The organism is Klebsiella sp. YJ, assembly GCF_002108615.1.
GTDB lineage: Bacteria > Pseudomonadota > Gammaproteobacteria > Enterobacterales > Enterobacteriaceae > Klebsiella > Klebsiella planticola.
In genome coordinates this window covers 1-20,681 of sequence record NZ_MTEG01000015.1, presented here as the reverse complement: position 1 = coordinate 20,681, position 20,681 = coordinate 1, and the positions used below count along the sequence as shown (strand labels likewise).

At 57.1% G+C, this 20,681-nt stretch carries 18 protein-coding genes; 6 read left to right on the top strand and 12 right to left on the bottom strand.

Annotation, left to right across the window (positions count from 1 at the left end; translation table 11 throughout):
- Positions 1-116: 116 nt before the first annotated feature.
- The 6 genes from fabG to yceD all read right to left on the bottom strand — a co-directional run bounded on the left by fabG (position 117) and on the right by yceD (position 4,826).
- The gene (gene fabG / locus BV390_RS16555; protein WP_004860512.1) at positions 117-851 is read right to left on the bottom strand and encodes a 3-oxoacyl-ACP reductase FabG; all 735 of its coding nucleotides are present in this window, start codon (positions 849-851) and stop codon (positions 117-119) included.
- 12 nt (positions 852-863) lie between these two features.
- Positions 864-1,793 carry an ACP S-malonyltransferase gene (gene fabD / locus BV390_RS16550; protein ID WP_032688348.1) on the bottom strand — a complete coding sequence of 310 codons (930 nt, stop codon included), beginning with the start codon at positions 1,791-1,793 and terminating at the stop codon, positions 864-866.
- Positions 1,794-1,808: 15 nt separating this feature from the next.
- Positions 1,809-2,762 carry a beta-ketoacyl-ACP synthase III gene (locus BV390_RS16545; protein WP_032688349.1) on the bottom strand — a complete coding sequence of 318 codons (954 nt, stop codon included), beginning with the start codon at positions 2,760-2,762 and terminating at the stop codon, positions 1,809-1,811.
- A 53-nt stretch (positions 2,763-2,815) separates the two neighbouring features.
- Positions 2,816-3,913, bottom strand: a complete 1,098-nt coding sequence (plsX, locus tag BV390_RS16540; protein WP_071824628.1) for a phosphate acyltransferase PlsX — start codon at positions 3,911-3,913, stop codon at positions 2,816-2,818.
- 201 nt (positions 3,914-4,114) lie between these two features.
- Positions 4,115-4,288: a 50S ribosomal protein L32 gene (rpmF, locus tag BV390_RS16535; protein WP_000290724.1), complete on the bottom strand. Its 174-nt coding sequence runs from the start codon at positions 4,286-4,288 to the stop codon at positions 4,115-4,117.
- 16 nt (positions 4,289-4,304) lie between these two features.
- Positions 4,305-4,826: a 23S rRNA accumulation protein YceD gene (gene yceD / locus BV390_RS16530; protein WP_032695736.1), complete on the bottom strand. Its 522-nt coding sequence runs from the start codon at positions 4,824-4,826 to the stop codon at positions 4,305-4,307.
- A 141-nt stretch (positions 4,827-4,967) separates the two neighbouring features.
- On the opposite strand from yceD, the gene BV390_RS16525 reads away from it, so the two are divergent.
- Complete coding sequence (locus tag BV390_RS16525; RefSeq protein WP_032688367.1) at positions 4,968-5,552, top strand: Maf family protein; 585 nt, start codon at positions 4,968-4,970, stop codon at positions 5,550-5,552.
- A gap of 479 nt (positions 5,553-6,031) precedes the next feature.
- Here BV390_RS16525 and rluC read toward each other — a convergent pair whose 3' ends face one another.
- Positions 6,032-6,985, bottom strand: a complete 954-nt coding sequence (gene rluC / locus BV390_RS16520; protein WP_015584649.1) for a 23S rRNA pseudouridine(955/2504/2580) synthase RluC — start codon at positions 6,983-6,985, stop codon at positions 6,032-6,034.
- An 829-nt stretch (positions 6,986-7,814) separates the two neighbouring features.
- On the opposite strand from rluC, the gene rne reads away from it, so the two are divergent.
- On the top strand, positions 7,815-11,093 hold the full coding sequence (gene rne / locus BV390_RS16510; protein WP_085397120.1) for a ribonuclease E: 3,279 nt from the start codon (positions 7,815-7,817) through the stop codon (positions 11,091-11,093).
- 42 nt (positions 11,094-11,135) lie between these two features.
- Here rne and BV390_RS16505 read toward each other — a convergent pair whose 3' ends face one another.
- Positions 11,136-12,071, bottom strand: coding sequence for a LysR family transcriptional regulator (locus BV390_RS16505; RefSeq protein WP_032688372.1), 936 nt, complete (start codon positions 12,069-12,071; stop codon positions 11,136-11,138).
- Between the two features lie 109 nt (positions 12,072-12,180).
- On the opposite strand from BV390_RS16505, the gene BV390_RS16500 reads away from it, so the two are divergent.
- Entirely contained in the window at positions 12,181-13,395 is a 1,215-nt protein-coding gene (locus BV390_RS16500; protein WP_032700307.1) for an MFS transporter, read from the top strand.
- 52 nt (positions 13,396-13,447) lie between these two features.
- On the opposite strand, the gene murJ is transcribed toward BV390_RS16500, so the two are convergent.
- From murJ to rimJ, 4 genes are all read right to left on the bottom strand, one after another.
- Positions 13,448-14,983: a murein biosynthesis integral membrane protein MurJ gene (gene murJ, locus BV390_RS16495; RefSeq protein WP_032688374.1), complete on the bottom strand. Its 1,536-nt coding sequence runs from the start codon at positions 14,981-14,983 to the stop codon at positions 13,448-13,450.
- A gap of 112 nt (positions 14,984-15,095) precedes the next feature.
- The gene (locus BV390_RS16490; protein WP_032688375.1) at positions 15,096-16,019 is read right to left on the bottom strand and encodes a Gfo/Idh/MocA family protein; all 924 of its coding nucleotides are present in this window, start codon (positions 16,017-16,019) and stop codon (positions 15,096-15,098) included.
- 2 nt (positions 16,020-16,021) lie between these two features.
- Entirely contained in the window at positions 16,022-16,669 is a 648-nt protein-coding gene (locus BV390_RS16485) for a YceH family protein (protein ID WP_032688376.1), read from the bottom strand.
- 9 nt (positions 16,670-16,678) lie between these two features.
- A complete protein-coding gene (rimJ, locus tag BV390_RS16480; RefSeq protein WP_004860498.1) occupies positions 16,679-17,263 on the bottom strand; it encodes a ribosomal protein S5-alanine N-acetyltransferase in 585 nt (194 codons plus the stop codon).
- A gap of 228 nt (positions 17,264-17,491) precedes the next feature.
- On the opposite strand from rimJ, the gene mdtH reads away from it, so the two are divergent.
- The 3 genes from mdtH to pyrC all read left to right on the top strand — a co-directional run bounded on the left by mdtH (position 17,492) and on the right by pyrC (position 20,543).
- A complete protein-coding gene (mdtH, locus tag BV390_RS16475; protein WP_032688377.1) occupies positions 17,492-18,700 on the top strand; it encodes a multidrug efflux MFS transporter MdtH in 1,209 nt (402 codons plus the stop codon).
- A gap of 113 nt (positions 18,701-18,813) precedes the next feature.
- On the top strand, positions 18,814-19,374 hold the full coding sequence (locus BV390_RS16470) for a lipoprotein (RefSeq protein WP_032688378.1): 561 nt from the start codon (positions 18,814-18,816) through the stop codon (positions 19,372-19,374).
- Positions 19,375-19,496: 122 nt separating this feature from the next.
- Complete coding sequence (gene pyrC / locus BV390_RS16465) at positions 19,497-20,543, top strand: dihydroorotase (protein WP_032688379.1); 1,047 nt, start codon at positions 19,497-19,499, stop codon at positions 20,541-20,543.
- Positions 20,544-20,681: the final 138 nt, after the last annotated feature.

The following is a 20,681-nucleotide window of genomic DNA, read 5'->3' as shown; positions in this document are numbered from 1 at the left end:
CACGATTTTACGCTATTTTGCGGGTGTTTGCCCTCAGAACGCAAATCATTTTGCACAAAACCGCATTCGGGATCGCACAGACTGCGCGGTTCCTGAGCGTTTTGTGCAAATCTCGGTCAGACCATATACATTCCGCCGTTGACGTGCAGGGTTTCACCAGAGATGTAACCTGCTTCGTCAGAAGCTAAGAACGCAACCGCACTGGCGATTTCTTTTGCATCGCCGAGGCGACCCGCAGGAACTTGCGCCAGAATACCCGCACGCTGATCTTCAGACAGCGCACGCGTCATGTCCGTTTCAATAAAGCCCGGAGCAACAACGTTAACAGTAATACCGCGGGACGCGACTTCACGTGCCAGCGATTTACTAAAACCAATCAGACCCGCTTTCGCCGCAGCGTAGTTGGCCTGACCAGCATTTCCCATGGTACCGACCACAGAACCGATAGTAATAATGCGGCCGTGACGCTTTTTCATCATAGCGCGCATTACTGCTTTTGACAGACGGAAAACTGATGACAGGTTGGTTTCGATAATATCGTTCCACTCATCATCTTTCATTCGCATTAACAGGTTATCACGAGTAATACCGGCATTATTAACCAGGATATCAACTTCACCAAACTCTGCGCGAATATTTCCCAGAACAGATTCGATAGATGCCGGATCGGTCACATTCAACAGCATACCTTTGCCATTAGCACCGAGGTAATCGCTGATCGCCTGCGCACCGCTCTCGCTGGTGGCCGTGCCGATCACTTTCGCGCCACGGGCGACAAGCGTTTCTGCGATTGCGCGGCCAATGCCGCGACTTGCACCGGTAACCAGCGCGATTTTTCCTTCAAAACTCATGGTATTCCTCTTTTATTGCTCAAGCGCCGCAGACATCGCTGCTGGCTCGTTAAGCGCGGAAGCGGTCAGGGTGTCAACAATACGTTTGGTCAGACCGGTGAGGACTTTACCCGGTCCCACTTCATACAGGTGTTCTACGCCCTGGGATGCCATAAACTCAACGGTTTTGGTCCACTGAACCGGGCTGTACAGCTGGCGAATCAGCGCATCGCGAATCGCGTCTGGCGCCGTTTCACACTGCACATCAACGTTGTTCACCACCGAAATAACCGGTGCGTTAAAGGTGATGTTTTGCAGTTCGACAGCCAGTTTTTCCGCCGCAGGCTTCATCAGCGCGCAGTGGGACGGGACGCTCACCGGCAGCGGCAGCGCACGTTTAGCACCGGCAGCTTTACAGGCAGCACCGGCACGCTCAACGGCTTCTTTGTTGCCGGCAATGACCACCTGGCCCGGAGAGTTAAAGTTGACCGGAGCCACGACCTGCCCTTCGGCGGACTCTTCGCAGGCTTTCGCAATAGACGCATCGTCAAGACCGATAATCGCTGACATCGCGCCGGTCCCTTCCGGGACCGCTTCCTGCATAAATTTGCCGCGCATTTCGACCAGACGCACCGCGTCGGCAAAATCAATCACGCCGGCACAAACCAGCGCGGAATACTCACCCAGGCTATGACCCGCCAGCAGAGCCGGGGTCTTACCGCCCTGCTGCTGCCAGACGCGATACAGCGCCACGGAAGCAGTCAGCAGCGCAGGCTGGGTTTGCCAGGTTTTGTTCAGCTCTTCCGCCGGGCCCTGCTGAGCAAGCGCCCACAGATCGTAACCCAACGCCGCAGAGGCTTCACGGAAAGTTTCTTCGATAACCGGATACGCCGCTGCCATGTCAGACAACATGCCGACCGTCTGAGAACCTTGTCCCGGGAACACAAAAGCAAATTGCGTCATGTCTAAATCCTTATCCTAAAAACGAACCAGCGCGGAACCCCAGGTGAAACCGCCACCAAAGGCTTCCAGCAGAATCAGCTGACCACGCTGGATGCGGCCATCGCGCACCGCTTCATCCAGCGCACAGGGAACGGAAGCCGCGGAGGTATTGCCATGACGATCGAGCGTCACCACCACGTTATCCATCGACATCCCCAGTTTTCTTGCCGTCGCGCTGATGATGCGCAGGTTAGCCTGATGCGGTACCAGCCAGTCCAGCGCCGAGCGATCGAGATTGTTAGCCGCCAGCGTCTCATCGACAATATGCGCCAGTTCGGTCACGGCAACTTTAAACACTTCGTTGCCCGCCATCGTCAGATAGATCGGATTTTCCGGCTCAACGCGATCGGCGTTCGGCAGCGTTAACAGCTCGCCGTAGCGGCCATCCGCATGCAGGTGGGTGGAAATGATACCCGGCTCTTCAGAAGCGCCCAGTACGACGGCTCCCGCGCCATCACCAAAAATAATAATCGTCCCGCGATCGCCAGGATCGCAGGTACGCGCCAGAACGTCAGCGCCAATCACCAGCGCGTAGTCCACGGCTCCGTTTTTCACGTATTGATCGGCGATGCTCAGTGCGTAGGTAAACCCTGCGCACGCCGCCGCCACGTCAAAGGCCGGGCAGCCATTAATACCCAGCATAGACTGAATCTGACAAGCCGAACTTGGAAATGCGTGAGTACCCGAGGTGGTCGCAACAACGATCAGACCAATTTGCTCCGGTTTAACACCCGCCATATCCAGCGCATTTTTTGCCGCTTCAAAACCCAGCGTAGCAACGGTTTCATTCGGTGCAGCAATACGACGTTCACGGATACCCGTACGAGTAACAATCCACTCGTCGGACGTCTCTACCATTTTTTCCAGGTCGGCGTTAGTACGCACTTGCTCGGGCAGATAACTGCCGGTACCAATAATCTTCGTATACATGTACGCTCAGTCACTCTTGGGTAATATACCCGCCTTGTTCAAACCGCTGGGCGTCAGCCTTCTTCGTTCGTCCCGCTTTGCTGCCGGGAGTTCCCGTTTCTGTCGCCCGTGGGCAGTTCGAAACCTGCTGGGTATAAAGATTCCAGGCGAGCGGCGATCCGCTGAGGAATTTGCCGCTGCACCGCCTGCACTGCCTGCTCTATCGCCACGCTGAAGGCGCGCTGATTGGCAGCACCGTGACTCTTAATCACGGAACCGCGCAATCCTAACAGACAGGCGCCATTATACTGGTCGGGGTTGAGGTGACTGAATCGCCTTGCCAGGCTTTTTTGTAACCAACGCTTCAATAACAGCAGCCACCACGACCGTTTTTTGCCCTCACCCTGTGATTTCAGCAGCGAGAGGAACATTCTGACAACACCTTCCATAGTTTTTAATGTGACGTTGCCCGTGAATCCATCACAAACCAGCACATCGGTTTTGCCCGTCAATAGTTCGTTGGCTTCAAGATAGCCGATATAGTTCAGCGACGGCAGTGTCTTCAGCACCGCAGCGGCATCGCGGATACTGCTGAGGCCCTTCATCTCTTCTTCGCCGATGTTCAACAGCGCGACGCGGGGGTTCTCAATGCCGACCACTTCTTCGGCCAGTACGGCGCCCATGACCGCAAACTGCACCAGCATCGTACTATCGCAATCCACGTTGGCGCCTAAATCCAGCACCACCGTTTTGCCCTTTTGCTGATGCGGTAACACCGTCACCAGCGCCGGACGCTCAATCCCTTCAATGGGTTTGAGTAATAACTTGGCCAGTCCCATCAGCGCGCCGGTATTCCCCGCGCTGACGCAGGCTTCCGCCCGCCCTTCTTTTACTAACTCCAGCGCCACGCGCATTGAGCTTCCGCGGCTACTGCGGATCGCCTGAGCGGGCCGCGCATCACTAGCAATAACTGACTGCGCAGGGATCACCTGCAGACGCGAACGTTGTTCGAAATCAGCTTTGGCAAGTAATGGCGTGATGGTGTCGGGGTCGCCGACTAAAAGAAGTGTGAGTTGCGAATTAGAGTTCAGTGCCTGCAGTGCTGCAGGCACTGTCACGGATGGGCCAAAATCACCCCCCATGACATCTAACGCCAGGGTTAGACGTGTCAAGATATCGTCGCTGCCCGGTTCGGTTATTCCCCAGTCACCTGGGGAAATCCTCGCTAAGCTTCATCACGCTCATACTCTTTGTCTTTCACGCTGCAAGTATGTTGACTGTGCTTGTTCATCCCAGTCACATAGTTGTCTATGCTGCCGGCGATGTTCTCGCTTACGCCTCTTGCCGCGCGAAATCCATGGAGTCGTGCGTGATTACTTAGCGATAACCTTGCGACCGCGGTAGAAACCGTCGGCAGTGATGTGGTGACGCAGGTGTTTCTCACCAGAAGTTTTGTCTACAGACAGGCTGGTGACTGCGGTCAGAGCGTCATGGGAACGACGCATGCCACGTTTGGAACGGGTTGGTTTATTCTGTTGTACGGCCATGGACCTTACTCCTCAATTACTTATGCTTTAAGCTGGCTAATACGGCAAATGGATTTGGTTTTTGTGCCTCTTCAGGCAGTTCACCAAAGACCATGTCCGCGTCGGACACTTCACAGTGTTCAGAATCATGCACCGGAACTACAGGCAAGGAGAGAATGATTTCATCCTCAACCATCGCTTGCAGGTCGATTTCACCGAATTCGTTAACCTCAATCGGCTCATACGCTTCCGGCAGTGCTTCGGCCTGTTCGTCATTTCTGACGGGGCTAAAACAATACGTGGTGTGGACATGATGGGGGAACGGTTTCCCGCAACGCTGACATTCGAGGGTTACTGATACCTTTGCATCGCCGGTAATAACGGCAAGGCGCTGATTATCAATAGCGAACGACATGCTGCATTCCACATCGCTGTCCACGCTGACTACTGAATCGGCTACACGTTCAACCTGATCACGGGCATAGATACCTTCGTAATCGAGGCGTTTTTGAGCCGTGCGAACCGGATCGAGAGTCAGGGGTAATTTTACCTTTTGCATAGGGCGCGCATATTAACTTTGTAATGTCATAGAGTCAAAGAAAAAGGCAGCCTCAGGTTGCCTTTCGCCATTTATTCGCACACATTGCGGCCCATAGTTTAAAATGATGCTCTTAGAAGCGCTATATGTGGATGAAAAAATATGTCTGAACTTATCCTGGCGTCGACCTCGCCGTGGCGGCGAATGCTGCTGGAAAAACTGGCCATGCCGTTTGACTGCGCGGCGCCTGATGTGGATGAAACACCCCACCCCGGCGAATCTGCCCGTCAGCTGGTGGTCCGTCTGGCGCAGGCGAAGGCGCAGGCTCTTGCCGAACGCTATCCCCGGCACTTAATTATCGGATCCGATCAGGTTTGCGTCCTCGATGGCGAAATTACCGGCAAGCCGCACAGCGAAGAGAATGCGCGCCTGCAGTTAAGGAAAGCCAGCGGCACGATTGTGACCTTTTATACCGGACTGGCACTTTATCATTCCGCCAACGGCCATCTACAAACCGAGTGTGAACCCTTTGATGTCCATTTTCGCCATTTAAGCGACCAGGAAATAGACAATTATGTGCGCAAAGAGCGTCCGCTGCACTGCGCCGGGAGTTTTAAAAGTGAAGGTCTGGGCATTACCCTTTTCGAGCGACTGGAAGGACGTGACCCGAATGCGCTGGTGGGCCTGCCGCTGATCGCCCTGTGTCAGATGCTACGCCGGGAAGGCTGTAATCCGCTGTTGCGCTAGCCGTTTATTCTGCCGGGCCGGAACTGCCGTTCTGGCCTGCTGCTCTACCCGGTTTTTTTCCCGTCTCAGCCAGTCATCTCATTTCCCCTCTTAGCGACTGAAAATAACCGTGGACTCACTCACGCGCCTGGCCGCGGCTGTCTGTTCCCCTGCCAGCCTGATGTTACTCATCACCGTGGGGATGGGGCAGACTGCCGGCCTGTTTATCCATCCGCTGATGGGCGAAATAACACCACTATTGCCGAAGTCAGGATGGCGCTGGCGACAGGTCAGTGGTAGTGGGGAGCGAGCCAGCCGCCGTCTGGCCTGGCCCGGGGGTCTGGCGAACGGCAATCCTGATGGGGTGTGTGGTATGGGGATATCGCGCTGGCGCGGCGTGCTGCGGGTACATTTACCCATAAAGGAGAAAAACGTCGCGGTGAGTGCTGGCACAGCGACGCAGCAGATGACAACGGCGGACTCAGCGTCCGCCGGGACGATCATTTACTATTACGTAGCACCTGCAGGCAGCGCTTCAGCTGGTTATCCAGCGGCGCTTCGACACGCATCACTTCCCCGGTCCCCGGATGAGTAAATTTCAGCGCGGCAGCATGGAGGAACAACCGATTCAGGCCGGTGCCAGCCAGCTGTTTGTCAAACTCGCGGTCGCCATAACGGTCGTCAAAGGCAATGGGGTGGCCCGCATACTGCGTGTGAACGCGGATCTGGTGCGTACGCCCGGTCACCGGACTGCAGCGAACCAGCGTCGCGTGCGTATAGCGCTCTTCAACCTTAAAGCGCGTCTCCGACGGTTTTCCTTCCTGACTGACGCGAACGATACGTTCGCCGCTCTGCAGAATGTTTTTCAGCAGCGGTGCCTGCACCACTTTGGTGTGCGACTGCCACTGCCCGCGCACCAGCGCCAGATAATCCTTCTGCATCCCCTTTTCGCGCAGCTGTTCATGCAGCGAACGCAGCGCGGAACGCTTCTTCGCGACCAGCAGTACGCCGGAGGTATCGCGGTCAAGGCGGTGAACCAGTTCGAGGAAACGGGCTTCCGGACGCAGCGCGCGCAGGCCTTCAATGACGCCGAAACTCAGGCCGCTGCCGCCGTGCACCGCGGTACCGGAAGGTTTGTTCAGCACCAGAATATGGTCATCTTCATACAGAATCACGTCGGCCAGCGCCGACACTTTCTGCAGATGCGGGGAGACGGCTTCTTCTTCACGCTCGGCAACCCGAACAGGCGGAATGCGGATTTCGTCGCCGGCTTCCAGCTTGTATTCCGGCTTGACGCGTTTTTTATTCACCCGCACCTCGCCTTTACGCAGGATGCGATAAATCATGCTCTTCGGTACGCCCTTTAGCTGCGTACGCAAAAAGTTATCGATGCGTTGCCCCGCTTCATCGGCGGTAATGGCAACCATTTTTACGCTTGGAGTCTCAGTTTTCATGGTGCGCGATTCTAAATAGCCCGACGCATTAGCGCCACTCATTTTTATATGCTTATATTTATCATTATCCGGTTTTCATTGAATGCTTCATCGGCGTTTTGTTTGTTATTAGAACAATCTGTATGCGCTGGTGAAAAAACTGTGAGTAACCGGGTGATAAAAGGTAAAAGTCAACTTGCTATAACAAGGTTAGCAATGGAATAATGATGCCGTTTTCCGTGTTGAATCTTGTTAGAACAAGAAATTAGCGGAATGACCAATTTTGTCTGACCGATCATCCACGCAGCAATGGCGTAAGACGTATTGATCTTTCAGACAGTTAGCGGGCTGCGGGTTGCAGTCCTTACCGGTACAGGCCTCTATGGATTTCACGTCGCAGGAAGGCGTCGACTCCGGGTATTCCCGGGTGCTCTACTCAGTCCGCTGATTGAGATGAGCGGGTTAAGCCACTACATCTGTAACGTGAAAGACGACGAGATATACGCAAAATTATTCAGGATGCGCCAAGGCGGCGAAAGAGAGAATCTCCGGAACTGACATCATCAGTAAGTCAGCAACAGGGGTGAAACGAGCAAGCCGACGCAGAAGCAACCTGAAAAATGACGCGTATAAATGGAATCTTCTCTGGTGATACATCCCAGGCTGTTCCCCTGCTAATTGCGCTGTGTTTCCGTTTGAAATACAGGCGACCGACACTCTGCGCCTCTTAAGCGCGCGACAACCGTGAGGTTGGCGACGTGAAACAGACACGAGGCCATCGGTTTCCCCCGGCAAGGCAATACTCTGCCCGCAGCTTAGTCGTCAATGTAAGAATAATGAGTAAGTTACGATGAAAAGAATGTTAATCAACGCAACTCAGCAGGAAGAGTTGCGCGTCGCCCTTGTTGATGGGCAGCGCCTGTACGACCTGGATATCGAAAGCCCCGGGCACGAACAGAAAAAAGCGAACATCTACAAAGGCAAAATTACCCGTATTGAACCTAGCCTTGAAGCCGCGTTTGTTGATTACGGCGCCGAGCGTCATGGTTTCCTCCCCCTCAAAGAAATCGCCCGCGAATACTTCCCTGCTAACTACAATTCTCATGGTCGTCCGAATATTAAGGATGTTCTGCGTGAAGGTCAGGAAGTGATTGTTCAGATTGATAAAGAAGAACGTGGCAACAAAGGCGCCGCGCTCACCACCTTTATCAGCCTGGCGGGTAGCTATCTGGTACTGATGCCGAACAACCCGCGCGCGGGCGGTATTTCACGCCGCATTGAGGGTGACGATCGTACGGAACTAAAAGAAGCGCTGGCCAGCCTTGAGCTGCCGGACGGCATGGGGCTTATCGTGCGTACCGCGGGCGTCGGCAAATCTGCCGAAGCGCTGCAGTGGGACCTGAGCTTCCGTCTGAAACACTGGGAAGCAATCCAGAAAGCCGCTGAAAGCCGCCCGGCGCCGTTCCTGATCCATCAGGAAAGTAACGTCATCGTGCGTGCCTTCCGTGATTACCTGCGCCAGGACATCGGCGAAATCCTGATCGATAACCCGAAAGTGCTTGAGCTGGCTCGCCAGCACATCGCCGCACTGGGCCGCCCGGATTTCAGCAGCAAAATCAAACTGTACACCGGTGAAATCCCGCTGTTCAGCCATTATCAAATCGAATCGCAGATTGAGTCCGCCTTCCAGCGCGAAGTGCGCCTGCCTTCCGGCGGGTCAATCGTTATCGACAGCACCGAGGCGTTAACCGCTATCGATATCAACTCCGCTCGCGCCACCCGCGGCGGCGACATCGAAGAAACGGCATTCAACACCAACCTGGAAGCAGCCGATGAGATTGCTCGCCAGCTGCGTCTGCGTGACCTCGGCGGCCTGATTGTCATCGACTTCATCGACATGACGCCAGTACGCCACCAGCGCGCGGTGGAAAACCGCCTGCGCGAAGCGGTGCGTCAGGATCGTGCGCGTATCCAGATCAGTCATATCTCTCGCTTCGGCCTGCTCGAGATGTCGCGTCAGCGTCTGAGCCCGTCGCTGGGTGAATCCAGTCATCACGTCTGCCCACGCTGTAGCGGTACCGGCACCGTTCGTGATAACGAATCCCTGTCGCTCTCTATCCTGCGTCTGATTGAAGAAGAAGCGCTGAAAGAGAACACCCAGGAAGTTCACGCTATCGTGCCTGTGCCGATTGCGTCCTACCTGCTGAACGAAAAACGTGCTGCGGTGAGCGCCATCGAAACCCGCCAGGGCGACGTGCGCGTGATCATCGTCCCGAACGATCAGATGGAAACCCCGCACTACTCCGTGCTGCGCGTACGTAAAGGCGAAGAGACCTCTACCCTGAGCTATCTGCTGCCTAAACTGCACGAAGAAGAGATGGCGCTGCCTGCTGACGAAGAACCGGCCGAGCGTAAGCGCCCTGAGCAGCCGGCCCTGGCCACCTTCGTGATGCCGGACGTCCCGCCTGCGCCAGAGCAGGAAGTTCCTGTTGCCGCACCTGCCGCCGCAAAACCAGCGGTAGCCGCTGCTGCGCCAGCGCAGCCTGGTCTGCTCTCCCGCTTCTTTGGCGCCCTGAAAAACATCTTCTCCGGCGCAGAAGAGACGAAACCGGCAGAACCTCAGGTAGAGAAGAAAGCCGAAGAGAAACCGGAACGTCAGCAAGAACGTCGTAAACCGCGGACCAACAATCGCCGCGATCGCAACGATCGCCGTGATAACCGTGATAACCGCGACGGTCGTGATAACCGCGATAACCGTGCTGAAAATACCGAAGGCCGTGAACCTCGTGAATCCCGCGAGGAAAACCGCCGTAATCGTCGCGAGAAACAGCAGCAGAATGTCGAGCCGCGTGAATCTCGTCAGACGGTGACCGAGGATGCAGAAAAAGGCAAAGCGCGCGATGAGCAGCAGCCGCGTCGTGAGCGTAATCGTCGTCGTAATGACGAGAAGCGCCAGGCTCCGCAGGAAGCCAAAGCACAAACGCGCGAAGAGCCAGTAGTTCAGCAGGAAGTCGAGCAGGAAGAACGCGTTCAGACGATGTCCCGTCGTAAACCGCGTCAGTTATCCCAGAAAGTTCGCATCGAGTCTGCGGTAGCTGAAACGGCCGATCAGGTTGTTGAAACCGTGCCTGCGGTCCAGCCGGAAGCGGTCGCTCCGCGCACGGAACTGGCGAAAGTCGATCTGCCTGCCGTCGTTGAAAGCAACGGCGACCATGACGACAACAACGAGTCTCGCGAAGCCAACGGTATGCCGCGTCGCTCCCGTCGCTCGCCGCGTCATCTGCGCGTCAGCGGCCAGCGTCGTCGTCGTTACCGCGATGAGCGTTACCCGACCCAGTCGCCGATGCCGCTGACCGTAGCCTGTGCATCCCCGGAAATGGCGTCAGGTAAAGTGTGGATTCGTTACCCGGTTGTCCGTCCGCAGGATCAACAGCAGGAAGAACAGCAGGTTCAGGCGTCCGTTACTGAAACTGTCGCTCCTGTTGCTGTCGCTGAAGCCGCCATTGCAGAAGTGGTCGCCCCGGCGGTTGCCGAGGCGGTGCCTGCTGCCGCCGAACAACCTGTCGTAGCCGAAGCAACCGCCGCTGAAGCCGCGCAGACTGTTCAGCCGGAAGTCGCCCGCGAAACCGAGGTTGCGCCGCAGGATGCTATCGCCGCAGAAGCGCCGGTTGTTGAGGCAGAAAGCGGTGTTGCGCCGGTTGCTGCAGAACCGGAAACGGTAGCAGTAGAAACAGCAGCTGAAGCCGTTGTTGAGGAATCTGCCCCGGTTGTGGCACAAGCAGCTCCGGCACCGCAGGTCATTGAACCCGCGCCGGTGGTTGAAGCCGCTCCGGTGGTTGAACCTGCCCCAGTGGTTGAAGCCGCTCCGGTCCTGGAAACAGCGCCGGTCGTCGAATCAGCGCCTGCTCCGGTCGTGGTCGCCGCACCCGCGGCGGCGGTTATCGTGTCTCATCGCCACGCGACCGCCCCGATGACGCGTGCCCCGGCGCCGGCCTACGAGCCAGAAGCGCCGCGTCACAGCGACTGGGTTCGCCCGTCGTTTGCCTTTGACGGCAAAGGTGCGGCAGGCGGCCACAGCGCCACTCATCAGGCGACGGCGGAACCAACCCGTCCACAACCTGCCGAGTAAACGCGGTACGGCATCAAAAAAACCGGCCTCTGGCCGGTTTTTTTATTCCCCCTCCGGACGCTGCATCCCGGCAACCTGCGGCATCACTTCGCGCATCAGGTCGAGAAACTTTCGTAGCCGGGTCGGGTAATAACGCGCCCACGGATAGACCAGGTGGACCGGCAGCGAAGAGGCCCGCCACTGCGGAAATAGCTCAACCAACCGACCGGCGGCGATATCCTCCGTCACAGCCCAACTCGACACGATAGCAACCCCCAGCCCCGCCAGCGCCGTATTACGGGCCACATACACGCTATCGGTGCTCAGACAGGGCACAATACCAAACGATATCTCCCGGCTATCCTCCTGATGCTGCAACTCCACTTCATGTTGATAAAAGGTACTGATGGCCACCCACGGCAGCCGCGACAGATCCTCAGGCATCGCTAATGCCGGATAGCGTGACAACAGCTGTGGGGCAACCACCAGACTACGCGGAACTTCGGCCAGCAGCACCGACACCGTGGCCGGGTCAACTTCAGCGCCCACCCGAATCGCGCAATCGATATTGTCACTGAGAAAATCGACGGTTTTGTCATTGAGCATCCACTCCACCGCCAGCTGCGGATAGCGTTGCAGAAAACTGACCAGCGGCCCCAGCAGCTGCTGCTGACCAAAGGCATGAGGCGCACGCACGCGCAGTACCCCTACCGGCCGATCGTCAGCAATACTCATCTCGTCCTCCAGCGCCAGCCACGCATCCACCACCTGACGCGCGTGCTGATAACAGCGTTCACCATCATCGGTGAGCTTCATGGCATGCGTTGTACGCAGGATCAGTCGATTACCGAGCATGCTCTCCAGCGACTGCAGACGGCGGCTGACCGTCGCCTGAGTGGTATCCAGCTGCCGTGCCGCCGAAGAGAGTGAACCGGCCTCGACAATTCGAATAAAGGTCCGCATCAGTTCAATGCGGTCTATACGCTCCTGCCTCTTCATTATCACTTTCTCTATACGTTAAACGTATAACCGTTTTACCACCACGCTATCTACCGCGCCAGCGGCATTCGGGGAAGAATAGCGCCATCTCATCTACGAGGACTTCATCATGACCCCGACTCCACTATCCTCCCGCGAGGCAGGCTGGATTATTTTTATACTCGCTCTTGGCGCTGGTTTTAGCGTTGCCTCTATTTATTACGCCCAGCCCCTGCTCCCGCTGATGGGCGCCAACCTGCACCTGAGCGTTGAAGGGATGGGCCTCGTCCCGACCCTGACCCAGGCCGGCTACGCGCTGGGCATTCTGTTTCTGCTGCCGCTCGGCGATCGCCACGACCGGCGGACGTTGATTCTACTGAAAAGCGCGGCGCTGGCGGTCCTGCTGCTGCTGTGTAGCCTGACGGACCAGCTCACTTCACTGCTGGTGGTCAGCTTATTGATCGGGATGGCCGCGACGATGGCGCAGGATATTGTTCCGGCAGCAGCGATTCTGGCCCCGGCGGGTAAGCAGGGGAAAATGGTCGGGACGGTGATGACCGGTCTGCTGCTGGGAATTCTGCTCTCGCGGACCGTCAGCGGACTGGTCGGGGCGCTGTTCGGTTGGCGGGTGATGTATCAGGCGGCAGCTCTGAGTATCGCTCTCATCGGCCTGCTGATGTGGCGTATTCTGCCCCGCTTTGCGATTCACTCAACGCTAAGCTATCCGCAGCTGATGAAATCGATGGCGCACCTGTGGCAACGCTACCCTGCGCTGCGACGCGCGGCACTGGCCCAGGGCTTTTTATCCATCGCCTTCAGCGCCTTCTGGTCAACGCTAGCGGTGATGCTGCTCGCACATTATCAGATGGGTAGCGCCGTGGCCGGGGGATTCGGCATCGCCGGTGCGGCCGGGGCCCTTGCCGCCCCGCTGGCGGGTGGACTGGCCGATAAATATGGCGCGGGAAGGGTCACTCAGCTAGGGGCCGGACTGGTTACCCTTTCTTTCGCCCTGATGTTCCTGATGCCGCTACTGCCGCCACATGGTCAGCTGCTGCTGATCGGCCTTTCGGCGATCGGCTTCGATCTCGGTCTGCAGTCCAGCCTGGTCGCGCATCAGAATCTGGTTTACAGCCTCGAGCCGCAGGCTCGCGGTCGCCTGAACGCCCTGCTGTTCACCGGCGTGTTTATTGGTATGGCGCTCGGCTCAGTACTCGGCAGCCGACTATACGTGGTCGCCGGCTGGAACGGCGTCGTTGTCCTGGCCGTAGTTACCGGCGCGATTGCGCTCGTGATTCGTCTGCGGGAAAGCGCCCGTCTGGCATCCATAGCGCGCGCAGTGCGATAAAAAAACCCGCTCCGCAATGCGGAACGGGTCTCTTTCAATCCGGCGTATGGCGTCAGGCCGTACGTCGGGCAAACTCTTTAACCCGGAAGCCCAGCACCATTAAGGTGGCAAAATAGGCCACCACGCCCGCCGCCACCACCGCCATCAGGCGCAGCAGACGGAACGGCATCGAGCCCTGCGACCACTCCGGCATGATATACATCATGCCCAACAGCGCCGCCGACATCACCAGCACCGCAACCACCAGGCGCAGCAGGAAGGAGAACCATCCAGGCTGCGGAGTAAAGATCTTTTGCTTACGCAACTGCCAGTACAACAGACCGGCGTTAAGGCAGGCCGCCAGGCCGATAGACAGCGACAGCCCGGCATGCTTCAGCGGGCCAATAAAGATCAGGTTCATCACCTGGGTCATAATCAGCGTAACGATCGCGATTTTTACCGGCGTTTTAATGTCCTGCCGCGAATAAAAGCCCGGTGCCAGTACCTTAACGACAATCAGTCCCATCAGTCCGACGGAGTAAGCCACCAGCGCGCGCTGGGTCATCGCCGCATCAAACGCGCTGAATTTCCCATACTGGAACAGCGCAACGGTGAGCGGCTTCGCCAGGATCCCCAGCGCCACGGCGCTGGGCAACGCCAGCAGGAAACACAGACGCAGCCCCCAGTCCATCAGGCGACAGTACTCATCATGATTACCGCTGGCAAAGCTTTTTGACAGCGATGGCAGCAGAATAGTCCCCAGCGCCACGCCAAGGACCCCGGACGGAAACTCCATCAGGCGATCCGCGTAATACATCCACGACACCGAACCGGACACCAGGAACGAGGCAAAGATAGTGTTGATAATCAATGAAATCTGGCTAACAGAGACGCCGAGGATCGCCGGCCCCATCTGTTTGACCACCCGCATTGCGCCGGCATCTTTCAGGTTAATGCGCGGCAGAACCAGCATGCCAATCTTTTTCAGATGCGGCAGTTGATAGGCCAGCTGCAGCACGCCGCCGACGGTGACCGCCCACGCCATCGCCAGCATTGGTGGGTGGAAATAGGGCGCGGCAAACAGAGCAAAACCGATCATACTGACGTTGAGGAACGTCGGGGCGAAGGCGGGAACGGAAAAACGGTTCCAGGTGTTGAGAATCGCCCCGGCTAACGACGCCAGTGAAATCAGCAGAATATAAGGAAAGGTGATGCGCAGCAGCTGGGTGGTCAGGGTAAATTTATCCGGGCTGTCGGCAAAACCGGGCGCAGTGACGGTAATCACCCAGGGCGCCGCCAGCATTCCAAGAACGGTAACGACCGCCAGAACCAGCGTCAGCAGGCCAGAGACATAGGCCACAAACACGCGGGTCGCATCTTCGCCCTGCTTGCTTTTATATTCGGCAAGAATGGGTACAAATGCCTGAGAGAAGGCCCCTTCAGCGAAGATACGACGCAGCAAATTCGGTAATTTAAACGCGACGAAAAAGGCGTCCGTCGCCATCCCTGCGCCAAAAATTCGGGCGACGATAGCATCACGCGCAAACCCCAGAACGCGTGAAAACATGGTCATCGAACTGACTGCTGCCAGTGATTTTAAAAGGTTCATTAACGTGTTATTCCACAACCCTGAAGTAAAACGCCCGCGATTGCGGGCGCTGGAAAGTGGCGATAGTCTACCGGGTTCGTCATGAATTACTACTCCCAGATGTTACAACCAATTATTCACTCATTGCCTCGCGCCAGAGTTTTTCGACCACCCGTTGGGCCAACAGCGCCTGTTCACCCGCAGTTTCCGGAACCGTCTGATTTTGCACGCATTCGATGAAGTGGCGCGCGCAGCCGACAAACCCGCGTTGCTCCAGCGTGGTTTGCCAGCCCGGAACCGGGCGCATAATCACCCCCTGACCGCGCTCCTCCTGCCATTCGCGCATATCGCAGACGGCGTACAGTCCGCCGTCAGTTACGGCCTGCACCCACTCCCGCTGACTACCGGCACGCCGGTGCATACTGGTGGTGACCTCCAGTTGAGGCGTGCTGAAGTGGTGTTCGGCATAGAGCATTTCGCCCTGGGCCGTGGTTTGCAGCGAGCCGCCGCTCAGGCGCGCGGTACCGCCCGCCAGCCACAGCGCAGTATCCACCACATGCAGATAATCATCCAGCAACGTAAAACGCAGATCGTGACCGACGCTGTCGCTGCGATGTTTATCCATGCGCAGCGATGCGGCGCTGCCCATCTGCGTTTTGAGTTCACGATACAGCGGCGCAAAGCGACGGTTAAAACCGACCATCAGCGTGAGCTTGCGGCGCGCCGCCAGTTCGACCAGCGACTCTGCCTCATTCAGCTTGTCGGCCAGCGGTTTATCCACGCACACATGCACCCCGGCATTCAACAGGCGGCTGACCACCTCAAAATGCGAGGCCGTTGAAGTATGCACAAAGACCGCATCGCACTGCGCCGCCAGCTGCTCCAGCGAGTCGGCATAAGGAATGCGCCAGCCCTCGCAGATACGCAGCGCTTTCTCTTTGCCCGGCGACCAGGCCGCCTGCAGCGTCCAACCGTCTGCGGCACCCAGCACCGGCAGCCAGGCCTTTTGCGCAATGCCCCCTAACCCCACCACGCCAATGCGTAATTTCGCGGTCACGATTAATCTCCCAGGTGAGCCAGCAGCGAGGCCAGCCGTTCTTTCAGTTCCGCGACTTCGCCTTCCAGCGCCTCAACCCGCGCGAGAAGATCATCGGCCGGCGGCGAGACGGCCTCAACGGCGGTAATAAGCGAGTCCATATCATCGCAGAACAGGTGCATATAGCGGGATTCTCGCTTCCCGGGCTCGCGCGGCAGACGCGCGACGAAAGGCCCGTCATCCCGGGTTGCCAGCGTTTCCAGCACGCTCTCCACTTCCGCCATATCGCTAAAGTCATGCATTCGCTGCGCCCGGCTGCGCAACTCGCCCGGGGTCTGCGCGCCGCGCAGCAGCAGCGTTGTCACAACCGCCACTTCCGCCGAAGACAGCTTCAAATCGCCAAATTCAGAATTACAAAAGCGCTGTTCGTATTTGGTTACCCGATTGCCGAAACCGCTGACGGTACGCAGGTAATGGCGTTTGACCAGGGTATCCAGCAGATCCTGAATATCACTTTCGCTGAGCGACATCACCGGCTCACGGTTAGTTTTCTGATTGCAGGCGGTCACCACCGCATTGACCGACAGCGGATACTGCTCAGGCGTGGTAACCTGTTTTTCCAGCAAACACCCGATGACGCGCGCTTCGTGTGCGGTTAACTGATATTTCATGCTCTCTCCTCAGCGACCCGGAGTCCAGTCCGGTGTCGTCAACGCCGTCAGTACATGGTCACGCCACTGCCCGTCGATCAGCAGATAATTTTTGGCGTACCCCTCTTTTTCAAAGCCAAGACGAGCGAGTAAATCGCCGCTTCGTTGATTATGCGGCATGTAGTTGGCCATGATGCGATGGATATGCTGCGTGCGCTGCATATAGCGAATTGCCGCGGTCAGGGCCTCAAACATCAGCCCCTGGCCTTGCCACTTCTCGCCAATGGAATAGCCAAGGTAGCAGGCATGAAACGACCCGCGGACCACATTGGAAAAATTTGCCACGCCGATAATCTCTTTCTCTTCCGGATCGAGCAGCGCAAAATAGAATGCCGAGCCCTGCTTATGAAACTCGGAAATCATCGATAAACGCGCCTGCCAGCCAGAGGGGTAGCAGTGGCTGTCGTCGCGCACTGGCTCCCAGGGTTTTAAGAACCCTTTATTCTCCGCGTAATAATCGGCCAGACGCCAGGCGTCACGATCGTATACCAGCCGCACCACCAGCCTGTCCGTCGTCAAACGCACCTTCGGTACGTTACTGCGATAGCCAAACATTCCCTTCTCCTGTTCCCCTGACTGATTACCTGCTCCCTTCACTATACCTGTCCTGAACGGTTGTGTGAAAACAGCAACATACCATTTTCTGCACCATCTCCCTTTTTCGATGAATAGACTCAATCGATCTTGCATTTTGATAAAAAAATATTGTCGCAAGGATGCTGGGAAAGTCAGCATCTTCCCCGCACACTATCCGGGTAACTCTTTATTTTCCCTGGAGGGGAAATGTCCCGCGTATCGCAGGCAAGGAGCCTGGGTAAATATTTCCTGTTGGTCGACAACATGCTGGTGGTTTTGGGCTTTTTTGTCGTCTTCCCGCTGATTTCTATTCGCTTTGTTGACCAGATGGGCTGGGCGGCGCTGATGGTCGGGATTGCGCTCGGCCTGCGCCAGTTGGTGCAACAAGGATTAGGCATTTTTGGCGGCGCGGTCGCCGATCGCTTTGGCGCCAAGCCGATGATCGTCACCGGCATGCTCATGCGCGCGGGCGGTTTCGCGGCGATGGCCGTGGCCCATGAACCGTGGGTGCTGTGGCTCTCCTGCATTCTCTCCGGGCTCGGCGGCACCCTGTTCGATCCGCCGCGCGCCGCGCTGGTGGTCAAGCTGGTGCGCCCGCATCAGCGCGGGCGGTTCTTTTCGATTCTGATGATGCAGGACAGCGCCGGGGCGGTGATCGGCGCCCTGCTCGGCAGCTGGTTGCTGCAATATGACTTCCGTCTTGTCTGTAGCGTGGGCGCGGCGTTGTTTGTCGCCTGCGCCGCGTTCAACGCCTGGTATCTCCCGGCGTGGAAGCTTTCCACCGTGAAAACGCCGGTTCGGGAAGGTCTGGGTCGGGTGCTGCGCGATAAGCGCTTTGTCACCTACGTTCTGACGCTCACCGGCTACTACATGCTGGCTGTCCAGGTGATGCTCATGCTGCCCATTATGGTTAACGACATCGCCGGTTCACCGACCGCGGTAAAATGGATGTATGCCATTGAAGCCGCTATATCGTTAACCCTGCTCTACCCCATTGCCCGCTGGAGCGAACAGCGCTTTCGCCTCGAGCATCGGCTGATGGCCGGGTTACTGGTGATGACCATCGCCATGCTGCCCATCGGCTTGACCAGCAACTTACAGCAGCTGTTTACCCTGATTTGTATCTTCTATATTGGATCGATCGTTGCGGAACCGGCGCGGGAAACGCTGGGAGCCTCTTTAGCCGATGCCCGGGCGCGCGGTAGCTATATGGGCTTCAGCCGGCTGGGGCTGGCCTTTGGCGGCGCGTTTGGCTATGCCGGCGGCGGATGGTTGTTTGATGCGGGTAAAGCGCTGAATCAGCCCGAACTACCGTGGCTGATGCTGGGTATTATCGGCCTGTTTACCTTCCTTGCCCTGTGGTGGCAGTTCAGCCAGAAGCGGTCGACATCCGGCATGCTGGAGCCACGTACCTGACCTGAGCTTTAACGTAAGGCCTGTTTTCAGCATTTTCCGCTAGTGCGTCGAATGCTGGCAGGCCATACTGCTTTATGTCAGGATAAGTCCTGGCATGACCGTTAAGGAATCTAATGAAAAAGATGTTTATCGTGGCCGCGCTCATTGTCAGCGGCCTTCTGAGCGGCTGTAACCAGCTTACGCAGTATTCAGTTAGCGAGCAGGAAATTAACCAGGCGTTGCAGAAACGTAACCATTTCGCCAAAGATATCGGCCTGCCGGGCGTGGCGGATGCACATATTGAGTTACACGATCTGACCAGCGCGATTGGCCGTGAAGAGCCGAATAAAGTGACGCTGAGCGGCATTGCCAACCTGGATCTGAACTCGTTATTCGGCAACCAGAAAGCCACCATCGATCTGAAGCTCAAGGCGCTGCCGGTCTTTAATAAAGAGAAAGGCGCGATCTTCCTGCAGGAGATGGAGGTCGTAGAGGCGAAAGTGTCACCTGAGAAGCTGCAATCCGTCGTGCAGACCCTGATTCCCTACCTGAATCAGTCTCTGCGTAGCTATTTTAACCAGCAGCCGGCCTACGTCCTGCGCGAAGACGCCAGCACCGGCGAAGCGCTGGCGAAAAAATACGCGAAAGGCATCGAGGTGAAACCGGGCGAAATTATCATCCCGTTCACCAATTAATACGACGGGCGCTGCGGCGCCCGTTTTTTTACGGAAATTGATGCAAAGGAAAACGTTTACGCTTATCCTTAGTGCCCGGCAAAAACAGCCCTGATGACTGACCCTATTAGCCGGAGCTTTCCATGACAGCACAATCCCAGGTATTGAAAATCCGCCGCCCTGACGACTGGCATATCCATCTGCGCGATGACGATATGCTGAAGACCGTCGTGCCTTACACCAGTGAGTTTTATGGCCGGGCGATCGTGATGCCGAATCTGGTGCCGCCTGTCACCACCGTTGAAGCGGCGATAGCTTATCGCCAGCGTATCCTCGACGCCGTTCCCGCCGGGCACGATTTTACGCCGTTGATGACCTGCTACCTGACCGATACGCTCGACCCGGCAGAGCTGGAGCGTGGATTCCACGCTGGCGTATTCACGGCGGCAAAACTCTACCCGGCCAATGCCACCACCAACTCCAGCCACGGCGTCACCAGCATCGATGCCATCATGCCGGTGCTGGAGCGCATGGAAAAACTGGGCATGCCGCTGCTGGTTCACGGTGAAGTCACCCACGCCGAGATTGACATCTTCGATCGCGAAGCGCGCTTTATCGAAACGGTAATGGAGCCGTTGCGCCAGCGTTTACCTGGCCTGAAAGTGGTATTCGAACATATCACCACGAAGGATGCCGCCGAATACGTACGCGACGGTAACGAACTGCTGGCCGCGACCATTACTCCTCAGCACCTGATGTTTAACCGTAATCACATGCTGGTTGGCGGCGTGCGCCCCCACCTTTACTGTCTGCCGATTCTGAAGCGCAACATCCACCAGCAGGCGCTGCGTGAGCTGGTTGCCAGCGGCTTTAGCCGCGCGTTTCTGGGAACCGACTCCGCTCCGCACGCCCGCCATCGTAAAGAGGCCAGCTGCGGATGCGCCGGGTGCTTTAACGCGCCGACCGCGCTGAGCAGCTATGCCACGGTATTTGAAGAGATGAATGCCCTGCAGCACCTCGAAGCGTTTTGTTCACTCAACGGCCCGCGCTTCTACGGCCTGCCGGTGAATGACACCTTTGTTGAGCTGGTGCGCGAAGAGAGCACCGTCGTTGACAGCATCGCCCTACCGGACGATACCCTGGTGCCTTTCCTTGCCGGTGAAACCCTGCGCTGGACGATGAAGAAATAAAAGCACTGCCCCTTGTTGTAAAGGTAAATCAGATGTCGCGGTAGGGATACCCGTTACCGGATACCCCCCGCACAGATCCCGGCGTGCGCGATTTACGCACCGGGCTCCTGCCTCGGGTGTCTGGCGGTGAACCGCTCC